The sequence below is a fragment of the Pseudoalteromonas sp. P1-25 genome (genome assembly GCF_001401805.1).
Taxonomy (GTDB): Bacteria; Pseudomonadota; Gammaproteobacteria; order Enterobacterales; family Alteromonadaceae; genus Pseudoalteromonas.
In genome coordinates, this window is sequence record NZ_LKDW01000005.1 from 115,538 (window position 1) to 133,659 (window position 18,122).

At 41.0% G+C, this 18,122-nt stretch carries 17 protein-coding genes; 8 read left to right on the forward strand and 9 right to left on the reverse strand.

What is annotated here, in order from left to right; translation table 11 throughout:
- Nucleotides 1–34 precede the first annotated feature (34 nt).
- Complete coding sequence (locus tag AN393_RS05345; protein WP_055017531.1) at nucleotides 35–1,138, reverse strand: phosphoribosylaminoimidazolesuccinocarboxamide synthase; 1,104 nt, start codon at nucleotides 1,136–1,138, stop codon at nucleotides 35–37.
- 369 nt (nucleotides 1,139–1,507) lie between these two features.
- Here AN393_RS05345 and AN393_RS05350 point away from each other — a divergent pair, with 369 nt between their 5' ends.
- The 4 genes from AN393_RS05350 to AN393_RS05365 are packed head-to-tail and all read left to right on the forward strand — an operon-like array spanning nucleotide 1,508 to nucleotide 5,094.
- Nucleotides 1,508–2,578, forward strand: a complete 1,071-nt coding sequence (locus AN393_RS05350) for a CDP-glycerol glycerophosphotransferase family protein (RefSeq protein ID WP_082422674.1) — start codon at nucleotides 1,508–1,510, stop codon at nucleotides 2,576–2,578.
- Between the two features lie 11 nt (nucleotides 2,579–2,589).
- A complete protein-coding gene (locus AN393_RS05355) occupies nucleotides 2,590–3,288 on the forward strand; it encodes an ABC transporter ATP-binding protein (protein WP_055017532.1) in 699 nt (232 codons plus the stop codon).
- Nucleotides 3,285–4,580 (forward strand): ABC transporter permease, encoded by a 1,296-nt coding sequence (locus tag AN393_RS05360; RefSeq protein WP_055017533.1) that lies wholly within the window; start codon nucleotides 3,285–3,287, stop codon nucleotides 4,578–4,580. Before AN393_RS05355 ends, AN393_RS05360 begins: the two co-directional genes overlap by 4 nt.
- Before the next feature lie 13 nt (nucleotides 4,581–4,593).
- Nucleotides 4,594–5,094 carry a DUF3299 domain-containing protein gene (locus AN393_RS05365; RefSeq protein ID WP_055017534.1) on the forward strand — a complete coding sequence of 167 codons (501 nt, stop codon included), beginning with the start codon at nucleotides 4,594–4,596 and terminating at the stop codon, nucleotides 5,092–5,094.
- A gap of 5 nt (nucleotides 5,095–5,099) precedes the next feature.
- Here the strand turns inward: AN393_RS05365 and mutM are convergent, their stop codons facing one another.
- The gene (gene mutM / locus AN393_RS05370) at nucleotides 5,100–5,909 is read right to left on the reverse strand and encodes a bifunctional DNA-formamidopyrimidine glycosylase/DNA-(apurinic or apyrimidinic site) lyase (RefSeq protein ID WP_055017535.1); all 810 of its coding nucleotides are present in this window, start codon (nucleotides 5,907–5,909) and stop codon (nucleotides 5,100–5,102) included.
- Nucleotides 5,909–6,424 carry a hypothetical protein gene (locus AN393_RS05375; RefSeq protein WP_055017536.1) on the reverse strand — a complete coding sequence of 172 codons (516 nt, stop codon included), beginning with the start codon at nucleotides 6,422–6,424 and terminating at the stop codon, nucleotides 5,909–5,911. Before AN393_RS05375 ends, mutM begins: the two co-directional genes overlap by 1 nt.
- 118 nt (nucleotides 6,425–6,542) lie before the next feature.
- On the opposite strand from AN393_RS05375, the gene AN393_RS05380 reads away from it, so the two are divergent.
- Complete coding sequence (locus AN393_RS05380; protein ID WP_055014233.1) at nucleotides 6,543–7,469, forward strand: manganese-dependent inorganic pyrophosphatase; 927 nt, start codon at nucleotides 6,543–6,545, stop codon at nucleotides 7,467–7,469.
- A 151-nt stretch (nucleotides 7,470–7,620) separates the two neighbouring features.
- Here the strand turns inward: AN393_RS05380 and rpmG are convergent, their stop codons facing one another.
- The 3 genes from rpmG to radC all read right to left on the reverse strand — a co-directional run bounded on the left by rpmG (nucleotide 7,621) and on the right by radC (nucleotide 8,969).
- Nucleotides 7,621–7,776, reverse strand: coding sequence for a 50S ribosomal protein L33 (gene rpmG / locus AN393_RS05385; RefSeq protein ID WP_022946036.1), 156 nt, complete (start codon nucleotides 7,774–7,776; stop codon nucleotides 7,621–7,623).
- A gap of 11 nt (nucleotides 7,777–7,787) precedes the next feature.
- Nucleotides 7,788–8,024, reverse strand: a complete 237-nt coding sequence (rpmB, locus tag AN393_RS05390) for a 50S ribosomal protein L28 (RefSeq protein WP_004587946.1) — start codon at nucleotides 8,022–8,024, stop codon at nucleotides 7,788–7,790.
- A gap of 270 nt (nucleotides 8,025–8,294) precedes the next feature.
- Nucleotides 8,295–8,969, reverse strand: a complete 675-nt coding sequence (gene radC / locus AN393_RS05395) for a DNA repair protein RadC (RefSeq protein WP_055017537.1) — start codon at nucleotides 8,967–8,969, stop codon at nucleotides 8,295–8,297.
- A gap of 144 nt (nucleotides 8,970–9,113) precedes the next feature.
- On the opposite strand from radC, the gene coaBC reads away from it, so the two are divergent.
- The 3 genes from coaBC to AN393_RS05410 all read left to right on the forward strand — a co-directional run bounded on the left by coaBC (nucleotide 9,114) and on the right by AN393_RS05410 (nucleotide 13,914).
- A complete protein-coding gene (gene coaBC, locus AN393_RS05400) occupies nucleotides 9,114–10,307 on the forward strand; it encodes a bifunctional phosphopantothenoylcysteine decarboxylase/phosphopantothenate--cysteine ligase CoaBC (protein ID WP_055017538.1) in 1,194 nt (397 codons plus the stop codon).
- Between the two features lie 101 nt (nucleotides 10,308–10,408).
- The gene (gene slmA / locus AN393_RS05405; protein WP_004587943.1) at nucleotides 10,409–10,996 is read left to right on the forward strand and encodes a nucleoid occlusion factor SlmA; all 588 of its coding nucleotides are present in this window, start codon (nucleotides 10,409–10,411) and stop codon (nucleotides 10,994–10,996) included.
- A 158-nt stretch (nucleotides 10,997–11,154) separates the two neighbouring features.
- Nucleotides 11,155–13,914 carry a prolyl oligopeptidase family serine peptidase gene (locus AN393_RS05410; protein WP_055017539.1) on the forward strand — a complete coding sequence of 920 codons (2,760 nt, stop codon included), beginning with the start codon at nucleotides 11,155–11,157 and terminating at the stop codon, nucleotides 13,912–13,914.
- A 69-nt stretch (nucleotides 13,915–13,983) separates the two neighbouring features.
- Here AN393_RS05410 and AN393_RS05415 read toward each other — a convergent pair whose 3' ends face one another.
- The 3 genes from AN393_RS05415 to AN393_RS05425 form a co-directional block, all read right to left on the reverse strand.
- Nucleotides 13,984–15,141: an ROK family transcriptional regulator gene (locus AN393_RS05415; protein WP_055014237.1), complete on the reverse strand. Its 1,158-nt coding sequence runs from the start codon at nucleotides 15,139–15,141 to the stop codon at nucleotides 13,984–13,986.
- A gap of 73 nt (nucleotides 15,142–15,214) precedes the next feature.
- A complete protein-coding gene (locus AN393_RS05420; protein WP_055017540.1) occupies nucleotides 15,215–16,456 on the reverse strand; it encodes a glycerate kinase in 1,242 nt (413 codons plus the stop codon).
- Nucleotides 16,457–16,466: 10 nt separating this feature from the next.
- On the reverse strand, nucleotides 16,467–18,047 hold the full coding sequence (locus AN393_RS05425) for a sodium:solute symporter (RefSeq protein ID WP_055017541.1): 1,581 nt from the start codon (nucleotides 18,045–18,047) through the stop codon (nucleotides 16,467–16,469).
- Nucleotides 18,048–18,122: the final 75 nt, after the last annotated feature.

Sequence of the window (18,122 nt, forward strand, 5' to 3'; positions counted from 1 at the left end):
ACTGGGCTTTGCTTATTTTAATACTTTAGTTGTACTATTTTACAATAAGGCCGTAATCAGTATCTAAAATATTAATCACTTCTTGGCGAGGATCTTCTGGAATAACAATCTCTTCGCCAATAATTTTACTCGCTATGCCTACATAAGTGTTAGACACCTCAAGCATCACCGATTCTGGTAAAATAAAGTCTTTAGCAAGCTGCTCGCGCTCACTCATACGGTCTTTATTTAATAGCACATCACTTTCTGGCACATTAGAAATTAATAACTGGCGGAACCCTTCTTTAGAGTTTTCGATTATTTTACCATCGCGGTACGCCGCGCCATCCCATATGCGTGAAGAATCAGGAGTACCCACTTCATCAATATAAATAAGCTGTTGGTTACCGTCTAAATCCTCTACATAACCAAACTCAAACTTTGTATCTACAAATATTTGATCAAGCTTTGCCAGCTCTTCACTAATTAGCTTAAAACCCTCAACTAATAGCTTTTCGTACTTAGTTACATCTTCAGCTGATTTAAAATTAAATACATCTAGGTTATCAGTGATGTTAGCGCGCGTAATGTTTACATCATCAACGGGTGGAATATCAACCACGCCCTCGATAATCCCTTTTGTAGAAGGCGTAATTAGTACATTATCAAGCTTTTGGTTTGCCGTTAATCCCTCAGGTAAATCTATGCCACAAAAGTTGCGGATTCCTTTACTGTAATCACGCCACATGCTGCCAGTTATGTATTGGCGCGCAATTGCTTCTACTTTAACGGTACTTGCTTTGCGCACAATCCATACGTAAGGATGCGGAATATCAACAATGTGGTTACCCGCAAGGCCAGCTTTATCAAATAACGTAAACCAATGAGATGCAACAGAGTTAAGCGCAATACCTTTTCCCGGCACGCCGTTTAAGCCATTCTCGCCTTGCCAAATACAATCAAAAGCAGAAATACGGTCTGAAATAACCATAATTGCAAGCTCAGTTCCTTGCGGAACTTTATAGTTTTTTTCTTTAATGAGGCGTGCGCTGTCTTCATCTGTTAGCCAATAAACCGAACGAACTTTACCGCTGTGTACGTCACCTTTAGTGCGAATGGGTAAATCATCGTTAATGTCTAAAACTTTATAGCTAGTCATGCTATCTCCGGGGTTAGGGGTGCTCAAAGAGCAAAGTATGGTATGGGGTTATAAGCACTATATAATAAATCAGCCTACCCTAAAGCTCAATCAGCACTGAAAACTAAATAACCTGACCCTTGGTTAAGAGATTTACTAGGGCGTGTTGAATTATGGTGATATCTAATTTATTTTCTCTAGCCAGAGGTTTTCAATGATAACAAGGCGAATTTACGCGTTGATAGCTGCCCTATTGCAAGTAAATTCAACGGCGTTAGCGCTGAAAATAGCTGCTGGTTTATTATCCAAAGCTCAGGTTAAATAACTAAGCAATATTTATATGGCTGTAATAATGCGGTAAACTTAGCGTGCTAACTAGAGGAGTACCGCTTGAACTACCTAACCGCGACCGCAAATAAAAAATACCTAATGTATATTTCGCAAAATTATTCGTACGCTATTTTAAGGCCATTACAAGCACAAATTTTAGCGCATGGTGGTGAGGTACGTTGGTTTTTAGCGGGTAATGAGGTAAACCCTGACTTTTTAAATGAAGATGAAAAGCGATTGTATACAATTACAGATGTAAGGAATTGGAAACCCGATATTACATATATTCCTGGCAATATTGTTCCAAGCTTTATCCCTGGTAAAAAAGTAGCCGTTTTTCATGGGTTCAACTCTGAAAAGCGAAGCTCTGAAGGGAGCAGAGGCCATTTTACCATTAGGGGCTGTTATGATTTATATTGCACTCAAGGTCCTAATACAACTGAGCGCTTTAAAGAACTTGCACAACAACATGGTTTTTTTAAAGTAACAGAAACAGGTTGGCCTACTCTTGACCCTTTGTTTAACGAATCACAAAGCAATCCATACCAAAGTAACGATCCACGCCCTACTTTACTTATTTGTTCAACCTTCTCTCGTAAGTTGTCACTAGCCCCCAAACTATATGAGCAAATAAAGCATTTTAGTGAAAAAGGTAAATGGCGAATCCTAATGCAGTTTCATCCTAAAATGCCAACCGAATGGGTAAATAAGTACAAAGCACTAAGCAATAAAAACTTAACCTTTATTGAAACAGATAACGTGTTACCTCTGCTTAAGGCAGCTGATGTAATGCTCTGTGATACCTCATCGGTATTACTGATGTTTCTGTTACTTCGCAAACCTGTAGTTACCTTTTGTAATCAAAAGCCTATGCCTCATTTGCTTGACGTTACCAACGCAAATGAAGTTGAGCCAGCAATTGAGCGTGCATTAACGAGGCCTAATGACTTAATGCAATATATTGAAGACTATTGCCAAGAGCTACACCCATACACGGATGGAAAATCTAGCCTGCGTGTGCTTAATGCTGCAAATGAATTTTTGCATAAAAACGAAAAGCTAAAACCTAAACCTCTTAACCTATTTCGAAATCTTAAAATGCGTAAAGAATTCAACTTTTGGGGTTGGTAAAACCACACTGTATGATGGAACTTAATAATATAACCTTTAAATGGCATAAAAATGATACCAAGCCTACGCTAAATATCCCAACCCTTAGGATTGATAAAGGCGAGCATATTTTTTTACATGGTCCTAGTGGCTCTGGTAAGTCAACCTTACTTGCACTATTAGCAGGTATAAACACACCAAGCAGTGGCAACATACGTATTTTAAATCACGATTTAAATACACTTAGCAATACGCAAAGAGATGCATTTAGAGCGGAGAATATAGGCTATATTTATCAAAACTTTAATTTATTACCGTATTTGACCCCCATTGAGAATGTCACGCTTGGCTGTGAATTTTCAAAAAGCAGAAAACAAAAAGCCTTACAGCAAACAACAGAGCCTAAGCCAAGCTTACAAAAAGAAGCGATACGCTTATTAACAGCATTAGGTTTAAGTGAGTCATATCATAGTAAAGATGTTGCTTCGCTCAGCATTGGTCAGCAACAGCGGGTTGCCGCTGCTCGCGCATTTATTGGTAGCCCAGAGCTCATAATTGCTGATGAGCCTACCTCGGCACTTGATACCGCAAATAGAGAAAGCTTTATAAAGCTGTTATTCGAACAGGCTAAGCGTGCCAACAGCACGCTCGTTTTTGTAAGCCATGACGAAGCATTGAAGCCGCTATTTAATCGTGCAATCAGCCTAGCTAGCTTACAGGAGCAGTTATGATCCTGACTAAATTAGCATATAAAAGTTTGCTTAACCGCCGAGCGAGTGTACTACTGACATTGTTTACCATTGCTATTAGCGTGATGCTATTACTCAGTATTGAGCGAATTCGCGTGGATGCAAAAACCAGTTTTAGTAATACCATCTCCGGTACAGACCTGATTGTCGGTGCCCGTACCGGCGACATACAGCTATTGCTTTCATCCGTATTCAGAATAGGCCATGCCAATAATGGGGTGAGTTGGCAAAGTTATCAGTACATCACAGCTCAACGTGGTGTTAAATGGAGCATTCCTATTAGTTTAGGCGACAGTCATAAAGGCCAAGCTGTAATTGGCACAACCCGCGATTACTTTACCCACTATCGCTTTGGTAAAAAGCAAACATTAAGTTTTCAACAAGGCCACGCGTTTGAGCGTGTAAACCAGGTGGTACTTGGCAGCGATGTAGCGAGCCGTTTAGGGTATACACTAGGTGATAGCATAGTAATCTCACACGGCATGGGTAATACAAGTTTTCACCATCATAAAGACAACCCGTTTACTGTAATTGGTATTTTAAACGCCACCGGCACGCCAGTAGATAAAACCTTGCACATACCTCTAGCTGCAATTGATTTAATCCATGGCGGCGTACATTCATCGAATGTTGAACATGGTGAAAGCGATGAGCACGATGAGCACGATGAGCACGATGAGCACGATGAGCACGATGAGCATAACAACCTAATCGGTGAACCAAATCAAATTACTGCATTTTTAATGGGCTTCGATTCACCTTTATATACATTGCAAATTAGGCGCAATATAAACCAATACAAAAAAGAGCCTCTGCTGGCCATTATGCCCACAGTCACCTTAAAAGAGCTGTGGCAAATGCTCGCCATTGTCGAAAAAGTACTCTTACTGTTTTCAGGCGTTGTTATATTGGTCAGTTTATTGGGCATGTTAACCACACTACTGGCCAATTTAAACCAACGCCGAAGAGAGCTTGCTATTTTACGCTCAGTGGGCGCAAGGCCATGGCAGCTTTTTACACTCATAAGCATGGAGTCGTTATTTACAACGTTATTAGGCTGCCTAGTTGGCTGTGGTTTATATTATGGCGTTATGCTTGTTAGTAGTAGCTATTTGCAAAGCCATGCAGGTATAAGCGTTAATATAGCCATGCTCTCTTACTATGAACTCACTTTAATAGGCGTTATTATGGCCGCTGGGTTTATAATTGGCTTAATACCCGCCACCCGCGCTTACTTTTATTCGCTTAGCGATGGTATGAGTATAAAAACTTAATTTTAGGAATTTCATGATACTTTTTAAATCTGCGCTTTATTACAGCATGCTAGTGGGCTGCTTCCTTATTAGCTTTAACAGCAGTGCAAATCCACCAAAAGAAATTTTTTGGGAAGACTTAATCCCACAAGGGCATGTACAAATAGATACTCAAGCACAGGCCAATCACGAGGGCAGCGAGCAAAACTGGGTGCAACCAGAATTAGATGCTCCCGTGGTTGAAGCATTAAATGGGCAATCAGTGAGCTTGCCGGGGTTTGTTGTTCCACTAGAGGGCGACAGCGAAGTCATTACTGAGTTTTTACTTGTGCCATACTTTGGCGCGTGTATTCACGTACCGCCCCCGCCGCCAAATCAAATCGTTCATGTAACAGTAAAAGGCGGTGTGCCCATAGAGAGCTTGTATGATGCGATTGTTGTCACAGGCATTATCAGCACTGAAACCTGGTCGGGCGAAATAGCCCAAGTGGGCTATAAAATGAAAGCCGTCGGTGTGGCCCCCTTTGAGCTATAACATGGCTATTTTTGGCAGTGCTTACAAAACACCGTACTGCGCTGCCCTAGCCTAATTTCTTCAAGTGGCGTTTTACACGTTACGCACGCCTCTCCTTTTCGCCCATACACTAACAACTGCTGCGCAAAATAACCTGGTTTGCCATCACTTTGGGCAAAGTCTTTTAAGGTTGTACCACCTTGTGTTATTGCCGCTGCTAGGGTCTCTTTAATAATAGGAACGAGGGTTTGATAACGCTTTAGCGATACTTTGCCTGCTTCGCGTTTTGGGTGTATCCCCGCTTTAAATAACGACTCATTGGCATAAATATTACCTACGCCCACAACCACCGCGTTATCCATAATAAATTGCTTCACGGGGACTTTTTTATTTCGCGATTGCTCGTATACACGCTTTGCAAAAAAATCATCCGTAAGCGGCTCAGGTCCAAGCTTTGAAAGCAACTTATGTACATCACCCGGTGCTTGCCATAAACAGCAACCAAACCGGCGAGGGTCGTTTAATCGCAGCGCCTTGTCATTACTAAGAATAAACTCAACATGATCATGCTTTTTAAGTGGCTCGCGTTTATCCACAACACGCAAATTACCCGACATTCCCAAATGTAAAATAGCACTCCCTAATTCGCAGTGCAGTAACAAATACTTTGCTCGGCGCTCGATTCGATCTACCTTGAGCCCTTCTAACTTATAAACATCATCTGGCACAGGCCAGCGCATACTGGCATTATAAATATTAACTTTGCTTACAACTTGGTTTTCAATATGTGGGGTGATCCCCAGTCTACTAACTTCTACCTCTGGTAATTCAGGCATTAATGCAACTCACTTTTTGAAAAATCAACACTTGGAAATAACTGCTTTGCAGTTTCTAAATCAAGCCCCATAACACGCTGGCTATTTTTCTCGAGCAAATAATATTGCCCGCTGCCTTTATAAAGTAAATAAACCCAAGGTAAGCGCTCGCCAGCCAACTCAAAGGTGGCAACATAAAGTGGTGAATTGGGGTTAAATACCATCGACTCATTTACTTCCAATAAGGCAGCCGTTTGCCACCTATTGATTAGCTCAGCTAACTGCTGCTGTGATGCATCCCAGCTCACTGGCGTATTTTCTTTTAATGCAGTTGTACGCCAACTAGTACCAATACGTTCAATTTTCTGATCAACAAAGCTCAGAGTTAACACAAAACTTTGTAATGGCAGTACAGGCTGTAATTTAGGCCCGTCCTCGCCCCCTAAAAACTGCTTATGCCAGCCATTTAAAAAAAAGATCATAATCAACATCGAAAAAATAATAACGTTGTTCCAACCTTTGCGGCCTAGTCGCATATTTATACACCCAGTAAATTCAAGATTTTAAAGTGTAACTAAAACTTAATTGCACTGTCTATATGTTAAAGGCCACAGACTTTGGTAGAATATCTGCAAATTTAAAGGAGTTCCGTCAATGTCTATGTATGTAGTGGGCCATAAAATCCCAGATTCAGATTCTATTTGTGGTGCAATTGCACTGGCTTATTTAAAAAACCAAATCGATGAGCCAGCAATTCCAACACGCCTTGGTGAAGTGTCACCAGAAACACAATTTATCCTAGATAAATTTGGCTTCGAAGCACCTGAGCTTAAATTAAGCTACGCTGGCGAAGATGTATATATTGTTGATCACACCGAAAAAACACAAGCACCTGACGATATCGACCAAGCACGCGTTGTTGGCGTAGTCGATCACCATAAGTTAGGTGACTTAACGTCATCTACACCACTTGAGTGCTGGATTCGCCCAGTTGGCTGTTCTAACACTATTATTAAAATGATGTATGACTTCTACAACGTAGAAATCCCTAAAGACATCGCTGGCATCATGCTATGTGCAATTTTAAGCGATACCGTTATTTTTAAATCGCCTACTTGTACAACGGCTGATATTAAATGTGTAGAAGCACTTGCAGAGATCGCTGGCATTGAAGACTTTAAAGAACTAGGCATGGACATGTTCCGTGTTAAGTCTGCAGTTGAAGACACGCCAGTACGTGACTTAGTAATGCGTGATTTTAAAGACTTCAACATGAACGGCAATCTAGTCGGCATAGGCCAGCTAGAAGTAATCGACCTTGCAGTGTTTGACGAAATTAAAGCAGACTTAGAAGCCGATATTGCTAAGCTAAAAATTGAAGGTAACCGCCACTCAGTATTTTTACTACTTACCGACATCATGAAAGAGGGCTCACAAATGCTGATCGCATCAGATGATGCAACACTTGTAGAGCAAGCTTATGGTGAAAAACTAAGCGAAGGTAAAGTGTGGCTAGACGGTGTATTAAGCCGTAAAAAGCAAGTAGTACCACCACTACAAGACGTGTTTGCCAAGCTGTAAGCTTTAAAATAATGACCTTGTGGGTTTTACCTGCAAGGTTTTTTTATGCCTAGGTTTTAGAGTAAGTTGGCGTATACATTACGAATATGTAACTTTAAAAACAAAAAACCCAGCCTAAGCTGGGTTTTTACAATTCTGAAAGAAAACTAAATTACTTGATTTTAGCTTCTTTGAAAATCACATGTTTACGAGCTTTAGGATCGTATTTTTTGATTTCCATTTTTTCAGGCATGTTACGCTTGTTTTTGTCGGTAGTGTAGAAAAAACCAGTACCAGCAGTTGAAACTAAACGGATTTTATCGCGCATGATTCAGTTCCTTAAACTTTTTCGCCGCGAGCACGGATATCTGTAAGTACCGCGTCGATGCCTTTTTTATCGATAATACGCATACCTTTAGTAGTAGTGCGTAGTGTTACAAAACGTTTTTCACTTTCAACCCAAAAACGGTGTGTTTGTAGGTTAGGTAGGAAACGACGTCTAGTCGCGTTTCTCGCGTGTGAACGGTGGTTACCAACCGTTGGACGCTTACCTGTAACTTGACATACTTTAGACATGTCTATATATCTCCAATAACTTCGCTCGAGCTTAATTTAACCTAAGGCCATGTATTTGTGCCCTAGATAAATCGAAGGGCGCTCTTTATACAGCTTTTACAGGCAAAGATCAAATACTGATCTATCCAACCAGCTCATATGTAAATTTGATAGCGGCTAATTATAAAGATCGAATGCCCTTAGGGAAAGTAAAAACTGCATTTAAATTAAACTAATTTGCCAAAACACCTCAAACAGCTCATTTTTAACACACTTATTCACCAAGCAAAGTTAAATCAAGCCTCGCTGTGCAAATGAAACACACGTTTCTCCTCCCACGATAATATGATCAAGCACATTTATGTCTACCAATTGCAACGCTTGCTGTAATTTTTGAGTGATAAGTTTGTCTGCTTGGCTTGGCTCGGCAATACCACTAGGATGGTTGTGCGCCAAAATAATAGCCGCAGCATTGTTTTTTAAGGCCGCTTTAAGCACTTCTCTGGGGTAAACGCTGGCTGAGTTTATCGTGCCATAAAACAATATTTCGTCTTTTACCAAACGGTTTTGACTATCAAGGTAGAGCACCATGAACACCTCTTGCTGTAACCCACGCATTTGCAGTGTTAAATATTCATATACCGCATTTGGCGAATTAAACACCGCATCGCGCTGGCAGCGCTCCTGCATGTAACGCTGACTTAGCTCAAGCACAGCTTGCAATTGCACATATTTTGCCATCCCTAAGCCTTTTTGCGCACAAAACTCATCTTGGCTGGCGTTAAATAAATTATGCAATGTTTTATTTTCGTTGAGCAGGTGCTGCGCAAGCTCAATAACATTCATGCCAGGTAAACCCGTACGCAAAAAAATCGCTAATAACTCCGCATCGCTCAAGGCTTTGGGTCCTTTAGCAATGAGTTTTTCACGGGGGCGAAGTGAATTAGGTAACGAAGTTAATTGCATTATTCATCCTTGATGATTAAAAAACAGTCATATAACTGTAATGCAAATTTCAAAATTAGCCTGATTATTTAATCTTAAAAACTTAGCTCAAAGCACAAAGATTTGTTATTTTAGCCTACATACATACTCAAGCTGAAAACACTCATGACTAACTTATCAAACAAAAAAATAGTACTTGGCATCACTGGCGGTATTGCAGCCTATAAATGTGCCGAGCTCGTTAGGCGTTTAAAAGACGCAGGTTGCGAAGTAAAAGTCGTTATGAACGAATCAGCTAAACACTTTATAACTCCATTAACCATGCAAGCAGTGAGCGGCGAGATAGTGTCTGACTCATTACTTGACCCCTCAGCTGAAGCTGCAATGGGCCATATAGAATTTGCAAAATGGGCTGACTTAATTTTAGTCGCACCTGCAACGAGTAATACTATTGCCAAAATGGCTGCAGGCATTGCCGATGACTTACTAACAACGTTATTACTGGCAACCCCCGCAAAAGTAGCAATAGCGCCTGCAATGAACCAGCAAATGTATGCTCACCCTGCTACACAAGCTAATTTGGCAACGCTTAAATCTCGTAATGTATTAATTTGGGGCCCTGGCAAAGGCGAGCAAGCGTGTGGCGATGTAGGTGCTGGGCGCATGCTAGAGCCGCATGAGCTTGTAGCTTTGTGCACGGCCACAGAGCAGCCGCAATTATTAGCGGGTAAAACAATTACCATTACCGCTGGGCCAACACGTGAGCCACTTGACCCTGTACGCTTTATCTCTAATCACAGCTCAGGAAAAATGGGCTATGCCCTTGCACAAGCTGCGTTAGAGCTTGGTGCTAAAGTTAATTTAATTTCAGGCCCAGTGACTATTAAAGCCCCTGCTGGTGCTAATTTAATAAACATAGAAAGTGCTGAACAGCTTTTAAATGAGTCATTAGCCTATGCCGTACATTCTGACGCTTTTATTGGTTGCGCCGCCGTAGCTGATTACAGAGCAGCGAATGTCGCTACTCAAAAAATGAAAAAACAAGGCGATGAGCTTACCCTTACACTTGTTAAAAACCCCGATGTAATAGCCGCCGTTGCAAGCTTAGAGCAAGGCCGCCCTTATACAGTAGGTTTTGCAGCAGAAACACAAAATGTAGAGAGCTACGCAAAGGGTAAACTTAAAAATAAGAACTTAGATATGATTTGTGCAAATGATGTATCAAAAAGTGGCTTAGGCTTTAACTCCGATCATAATGCTTTAACACTTTATTGGCATAATCAAAGCGTAGAATTACCAGCAACAAGTAAAACAGAAATTGCGCATCAAGTGATCGAACAGCTCGCTAAACATCTATAAAAATGCTGGAAACAAACTGAATAAAACATTAACATAAGCCACTCATTTGAACAGAAAATGACTAGCCCCAGCTAAAAATAACAAATAAAAAAGGAAGGTTCATGCCTGCGACAAAAAGAAGTAATCGCAAAGAGCAGATACTGCAAGCCCTCGCGCAAATGTTAGAAACCAGCCCAGGACAACGGATTACAACTGCAAAGCTTGCTGCTGAAGTGGGCGTGTCTGAAGCGGCGCTTTACCGCCACTTCCCAAGTAAAGCACGTATGTTTGAAGGCCTAATAGAATTTATCGAAGACACACTTTTATCGCGCATCAACCTTATTTTAGAAAACGAAAAAGAAAGCCAAACACGCGTTTATAATATTTTATTATTACTACTCACCTTTGCAGAAAAAAACCCAGGAATTACACGTATACTTACCGGCGACGCCCTACAAGGCGAGCAAGAGCGTTTACGCGAACGTGTACAAGGTTTATTTGAAAAACTAGAAACGCAATTTAAACAAGTACTGCGCGAGCGAAAGCTTCGTGAAGGAAAAACCTTCCAAAGTGACGAACTTACCCTGGCTAACTTTTTACTAGCCTATGTTGAAGGTAAAATGAACCAGTTTGTACGCAGCGACTTTAAAGTAAAGCCAAGTTCGCAATTTGAAAAACAATGGCCAGAGCTACAAAAAATTTGGTTATAACCTTACTTTATTATTTTACCGTTAGCGCTAGTTATTCGCGCTAACGCTTACCCTTTCGTCCCTTTTCTTATACCGCTTATCTGATCCGCTCGAAATATAAAGCAAACTCGCTACAATACTTATTACATTAAAAGTACTGTGAAAAACGAGAATCAATAATGAAAACAACGCTCACCTTTTTAAGCTCAGCTCTGCTTGCAAGTTTGGCAAGCCCAGCTGCTTGGGCTCAAAAGCCGTTAGAATTTAAAGACGTATTCGATTTTAAGTACGCAAAAAACACACAACTTTCAGATGATGGTAAAATCCTCAGCTTTAGCGCTAAGCCTTACCGTGGCAATGCAAACGGGCAAGTTTATGACTTAACAACTAACACCCTCATTAGCACTGTAGAGCGCGGCACCAAGCCCGTTATTAACAAAGCCGCTAACTGGGTGGCCTTCACACAAGTGCCAACGCTTTTAAAGCAAGAGACCACTAAAAAGAAGTCTGAGCTAAAAAACAACCTTATATTAATCAACACTCAAACCGGCGAAAAACAACAATTTGCCGACGTAAAAGATTATGTATTAGCTGATAATGGCCAGTGGCTTGCTTACCGAGTTGATCAAAAAGCTGAAAAAGACGAAACCACCGACAATAAAACAGAAGAAAAAAGCGAGATCACCCCAGACAAAAAAGATAAAAGCTTTGAGCTGGTTATTGTCGATTTAAAAAACAATACAACACATAGCATAAATAATGTATTTAGTTACGCCATAAGCCCTAAAGCCAGCCTGTTACTCGCAAGCCAAAGTTACAGCGATGGCAATAATAATCAAATTGTCCTACTTGAACTAAACAACAACTTTGCACAAAGTGTACTAATCGATGAGCCTGGTGTTGTTGCGCAAACAATTGTGTGGCATCCAAGTAAAGATATTGCAGCATTTAGCTTAGGTAATTATGTAAATGACGATACACGCCGTAGGCAATATGAACTAAAACTTTGGCAAAATAATACCCTTAGCACTATCGACCCCCCTAATAAAGACTGGGTAATAGGCAAAACAGCAAAAATTACATTCTCCGAAGATGGCGAGCGTTTATACTTTGAAAACCACCCAAAACTTGCTGCAAAAGTAAAAGCAAAAGAATACACTGATACAGCGTCACTGTATAACTTTGACACGATTCGTGAGCATAAAGGGTTGAAAGTTTGGCACAATAACGACGCTCAAATAAAACCACGCGAAGAACAACAATGGAACAAGGTAAATAAAAACCGTCATTACAGCGCAGTTTTACATTTAGATAGTCAAAAAACAGTACAGCTTAGTAATGAAAAAGTGAGCGATTTAACGCTTAACACTAACCGTAGTCAAAGTGTATTAGGCTATTCAAACCAAGCGCATCTTGAAAAAATAATGTACGGCGGCTTTTTTGCCGACTACTACAGCATCAATGTAAATACTGGTGAGCAAACAGTCATTGTTAAAAACTCACCGTTTACACCAAGCCTTGCGCCAAATGGTCAGTACGCTGCTTATTTTGCTAATAGCCAAGTTCAGCTTAAAGATTTAAAAAATAATAAAGTAACCGCGCTTAGCAAAGCCATTAATGCCACCTTTGCAGATGACAAGCACGACTACCCGTCAGCGCAGCCTGGTTATGGGTTTGCCGGTTGGTTAAATAACAGCAGCCAAGTATTAGTGTATAGCAAATACGATATTTGGGCGTTTGATGTAAATACCCAGCAAGCAACCCAACTTACAAACGGTAAAGATACAGACACCCAATATCGCGTAATTCAGCTAGATAAAAACCTAGTTGGCTATAATAAAGACGACACGTTGCTACTATCAGCTGTGAACTTACAATCAAAACAGCGTGAAGTTGCTAAGCTCGACTTAGGCTCAAACACAGTCACTAAAGTACTTAACGGTAATAAGCGCTTTGATGTAGTTAAAAAAGCAAAAAATGCCGATAAATACCTATTTACCGAGCAAACTTACCAACAATTCCCTGATTACTACCAAACTGATTTTAGCTTTTCAGCGCCTAAAAAGGTGACTCATTTAAACCCACAAATTGCTGATTTTTCCTGGGGCGAAAAGCCAGAGCTAATTAGTTATAAAGGCTTTGACGGCGAAGACTTACAAGGGGTGTTAATTAAACCTGCAGGCTACAAAAAAGGCGATAAAGTACCGGTTGTTGTGTACTTTTACCGCTATATGAGCCAGCGCATGTATGATTTTCCTAAAATGGAGCTAAATCATCGTCCTAACTTCCCTATGTTCACCTCAAATGGTTACGCAGTATTTTTGCCTGATATTCGCTTTGAAATAGGCCACCCAGGTAAATCGTCAACGCAAACCATGATAAACGCCACACAAAAGCTTATAGATTTAGGCATAGCCGACCCAGATAAAATAGGCCTACAAGGGCACTCATGGGCAGGATATCAAAGTGCATTTATGATCACCCAAACAGATATGTTTAAAGCGGTTGTATCCGGCGCACCGGTATCAAACATGACCAGTGCGTACAGTGGCATACGTTTAAAGTCGGGCCTTGCACGTCAATTTCAATACGAAACAGGACAAAGCCGTATAGGTAAAAACTTATTTGAAGCACCCGAGCTGTATATAGAAAACTCACCAGTGTTTTTTGCAGATAAAGTAAATACCCCTATTTTAATTATGTTTGGCGATAAAGACGATGCAGTGCCTTGGCACGAAGGCGTGCAATACTATTTAGCACTGCGCAGAGCGGGTAAAGACGCGACCTTTTTACAATATGAAGGCGAACCACATCATTTGAAAAAGTTTCCTAATCAGGTCGATTTTTCAATACGTATGATGCAGTACTTTGATCATTACTTAAAAGGCAAGCCAGCCGCTAAGTGGATGACAGAAGGTGAACCGTTCGTTGAAGAGTAAGTAACCCAAACAAAAAAGCCGATATTGCTTATGCAATATCGGCTTTTTTGTTTTTAGGTTTCTCTTAAGCTACAAACACAACTCTCTAAATGGCAATGTGGCTGCGCCTATCGACACCGGAAAATTATCAATATTAGACACCACCAGCTTAGGCATTGGGCGTTTAGCACCTCGTCTAAATTGCGCATAAACTTCAGTACGCGCTATTACTTTTTCAGCTAGCTCTTTAGGTATATGGCCACCAATAATAATCGCTTCTGCATCTAATAACGCTGAGCAACAGGTTGCGACTAAATCAAACGAGTCTTGAACTTTAAATAGCCATTCTTCAACGCCTGGCCATTCTGGGTCAAAGTTATCGTGCAAGTCGTAAATTGAATTAACAGCAACGCCATTTTTTTTCAAAATACGTTTTAATAACTCTAAATTTGGATGGGCATACAGCTTAGGCGGTAACATGTCGCCAAGCTCACCAGCGTTACCGTATGTACCATGCAATACGTCGCCGTTATTAACTATACCGCCACCAAATGCGGCCGATACAAACATATATACAAAGTTTTTATACTCACGGCCAATACCTGCAACGCCCTCGCCCGCGGCGGCGCCTGTGGCGTCGTTAACCACCCAAGTAGGTAACTGAAAGTGCTGCGATACAATATCGATAATATCAACCTGTGACCACTCTTCTAGCATATGGTGGGTATTCATTTTTCCGTCCATAGAACTAAAAAAGCCTGAAATACCCACGCCCATACCCAATATTTTATCGCTTGGAATATCGCGCTCTGCGCTTATATCATCCACCAGCTTTTGCGCGCATTTAAGCACGTTATTAATGCTCATATCCGACATTAGCTGCATGTGGGTGTAAACTACTTTGCCAGTAAAATCCATAACTGCAAGTGAAATGGCATCAAGCAAAATAGCTAAACCAAAGGTAAATCCGTAATCGGGGTTTAGCGCAATGCCAAACCCCGGTTTACCTTTTTTATTAGGAATTAGCGTATCGGTTTGCACTATTACGCCGTGCTGGGTTAACGACTTAAGTAAACGCGAGACAGTTTGCTGCGGAATTCGGGTGGCGCTCACAATATGGCTTTGTGTTACACATTGCTCCCAAAACACCACCTTAATAATATCGCGCTCAATGTCTTGAAAAAGCTTATCGCCTTTGCCAAGCTCAAAACCTGAGCGTAATAAGTTACTGTTATTTAGCGAAAACATAGCTATTAACCCTAATAAAATTGGAGCACAAGATTACGTTAAACCACTATAAAGAACAAGTACGGCGCAGCGCCTACTCAACCACTATCACTCTAAAATCATTCACATTTGTGTTAGTGGGCCCAGTAATAATTAAATCATCTATAGCTTTAAAAAACTGATGACTATTATGACCTTGTAACTGCGCTTGTAAGTTCTCACCAGCGGCTTGTGCGCGAGCAATCGTACTGCTATCTATATACGCGCCAGCAACATCTTTACTGCCATCAACTCCGTCAGTATCACACGCTATTGCGTAAATACCCGCTTCGCCGTTTAGTGCTTCAGCCAGTGCCATTAAATACTCTTGATTAGGGCCGCCATCACCGTATACATCGGCAACAGTTACTGTAAGCTCGCCACCTGAGAACAACATAACCCGCTTGCCTTGTACTTTTTGCTCAAGAGCAATTTTAGCATGTGCGCGGGCAACCTCTTTTGCCTCACCTTGAATATCGTATCCAAGTACTTGCGTATCCCAGCCATGATGCTGTGCTACATTTATTGCGCTATCAATGGCGTGCTGCGCATTAGCTACAATAAAGTGCTCTCCCACTGTATCGGCTGCACCCGCTTGCTCAGGCTTTAGTAAATAAGCTTCAATCTCGCTTATGACTGGCCAATTGTACTTTTGTAAAATAGCCAGTGCATCAGCTTTAGTGCTGCCATCGCTAATAGTGGGGCCTGAGGCAATATCGCTTGGCTTATCGCCCACTACATCAGAAATAATCAGCGTGACATAATCCGATTTAGCCGCTTGCGCTAACTTACCGCCTTTAACAAGCGAGAGTTGTTTGCGCACAACATTAATTTCATCAACACTTGCACCACTTTTAAGTAAAAACTGATTAAGTGCCTGCTTTTGCGCAAATGGAACATCATCTACCGGTAAGCACATAAGCGACGAGCCACCACCTGATATAATAAACAAAATAGGAATATCGGCCGGGTTATTTTTTACAAGCGCCAATAACTCTTTACCTGCTGCTAAGCTGTTATCATCTGGCGTTGGGTGATTAGCGCTCAGTACTTTTATGCGCCCAGTATCGCCGGCACTTTCGTAGCCATAACGCGTCACTACCGCACCAAAGCATTTATCTCCATAAAAACGGTTAACCTCTGCGGCCATTTCTGCGGCGGCCTTACCAGCACCTACCACACATAAACCATTACTGGCATCTATATTTTCCAAGTACTTGCCCATACACGCACTGGGTTTACAGGCATTTACCGCCGTGGTAAATAAATCGATTAAAAATGACTTTTTAGAATCCATGGGTAAACGCTCACGAAAAAATTGATGGAATAGCAAGGCAAATTAATACCATCACAACAAACATGCTAAGCAGCATAACGATATCTTTACCGGTTAAAATTGAGTTTGAGGTTGTCTCAGCGTTTTGCGCTTTAGCAACCTCGTTTACTTCACGAGGAATAACGCGGCTGGTTATATAAATAATAATTGCAGTGCTTACAAAACCAATAAAGTTCCACCAAAACCAAAATATGTCTGGCGCAAAAACCGACACCAACAAGTTAATTAACACACCACTAATTAGGCCTATATTTGCATGCAGCGCAGCACTGCGCTTACTAACTACGGCAATTAAAAATACCGCCAGTATTGGGCCATAAAATAATGAGCCTACTTTGTTAATGGCTTCAATAATAGTAGGCGCTATATCACCGGCATAAAGCGATAAAATTAACGTAATTGCCCCCCAAATAAGTCCTAAGTATTTAGCTAGTTTTAAATAGGTTGGTTGGTCTAGCTCTTTATTTGAAATACGGCTGTAATCTTCAATACTGACCGCCGAAAGCGAGTTAATAGCAGAGCTAAGTGATGACATAGCCGCCGATAAAATAGCCACTACTAATAAACCAATTAGGCCATGTGGTAAGTAATCTAAAATAAAGATTGGCATCATCCAATCTGGGTTATCGGCTGGAATTTTTGCTAAAAATTCAGGGTTGCTCATAGCCAGTGTGCCTACAATTAAACCCGATACACAATATAAAATAGTAATAGGAAACCGTACTACGCCGTTGGCTAAAATCATGTAGCGTAAGTTTTTAGGATCTTTCGCACTAAGTGCACGTTGCGCTTGTGTTTGGTCACACCCATAGTAGGAGGCGTAAAGCACCACACCACCAAAAATCATAGGTAAAAAACCAAAACCATCACCACTAAAACCAAACGAATCAAATTTTATGGCTTCTAATCGACTCGAATCCACATTAGCAATAAAGGTATCAACCCCACCTAAGTGATAAAGTCCGAAGCCAATACAGGCAATGGTACCCAATACAATGATGATCATTTGAATTGCATCACCATATACCACCGCTTTCATGCCGCCTTGCAGTGAATATAACACCGTGATCACGCCGGTAAGCACAATGGCTTGCCATGCTTCTATGCCCATGGTGCCTTGAAGAATAAGCGATACCGCATAAATCATAATACCGGTGGCAAATGCACGGCTAAACTGAAAAACCACACTAATAAGCACACGGGTAGAACGACCAAAGCGCATTTCTAAGTAATCATAAATACTGACAATGCCGCTTTTATAAAGCTTAGGTAAAATAGTCGCTAAAATTAAAATCATCGCCAGCGGCACACCTAACTCATACGAGAGCCATTGCATACCACCACCTTCACGCAAACCAACAAATGCAGGAGCCGAAATAAAGCTAATAGCCGAAAGCTGTGTGGCCATTACCGACAAAGCTAAAGGTTTCCACCCTAAGCTTTTACCTCCTAAAAAGTAATCACTTTTATTGGTTTGTTCGCGTAGCATAAACCCCATTACCAATAAGGCACCGAGATAAAGAGCAACTATTGAAAAATCTAATATATTCATAATTATTTCGCGTATTCACATGAAGAAAACACAGCGCCTTCTCAAAAATAAAAAACTAAACAGCTATATGCTTAC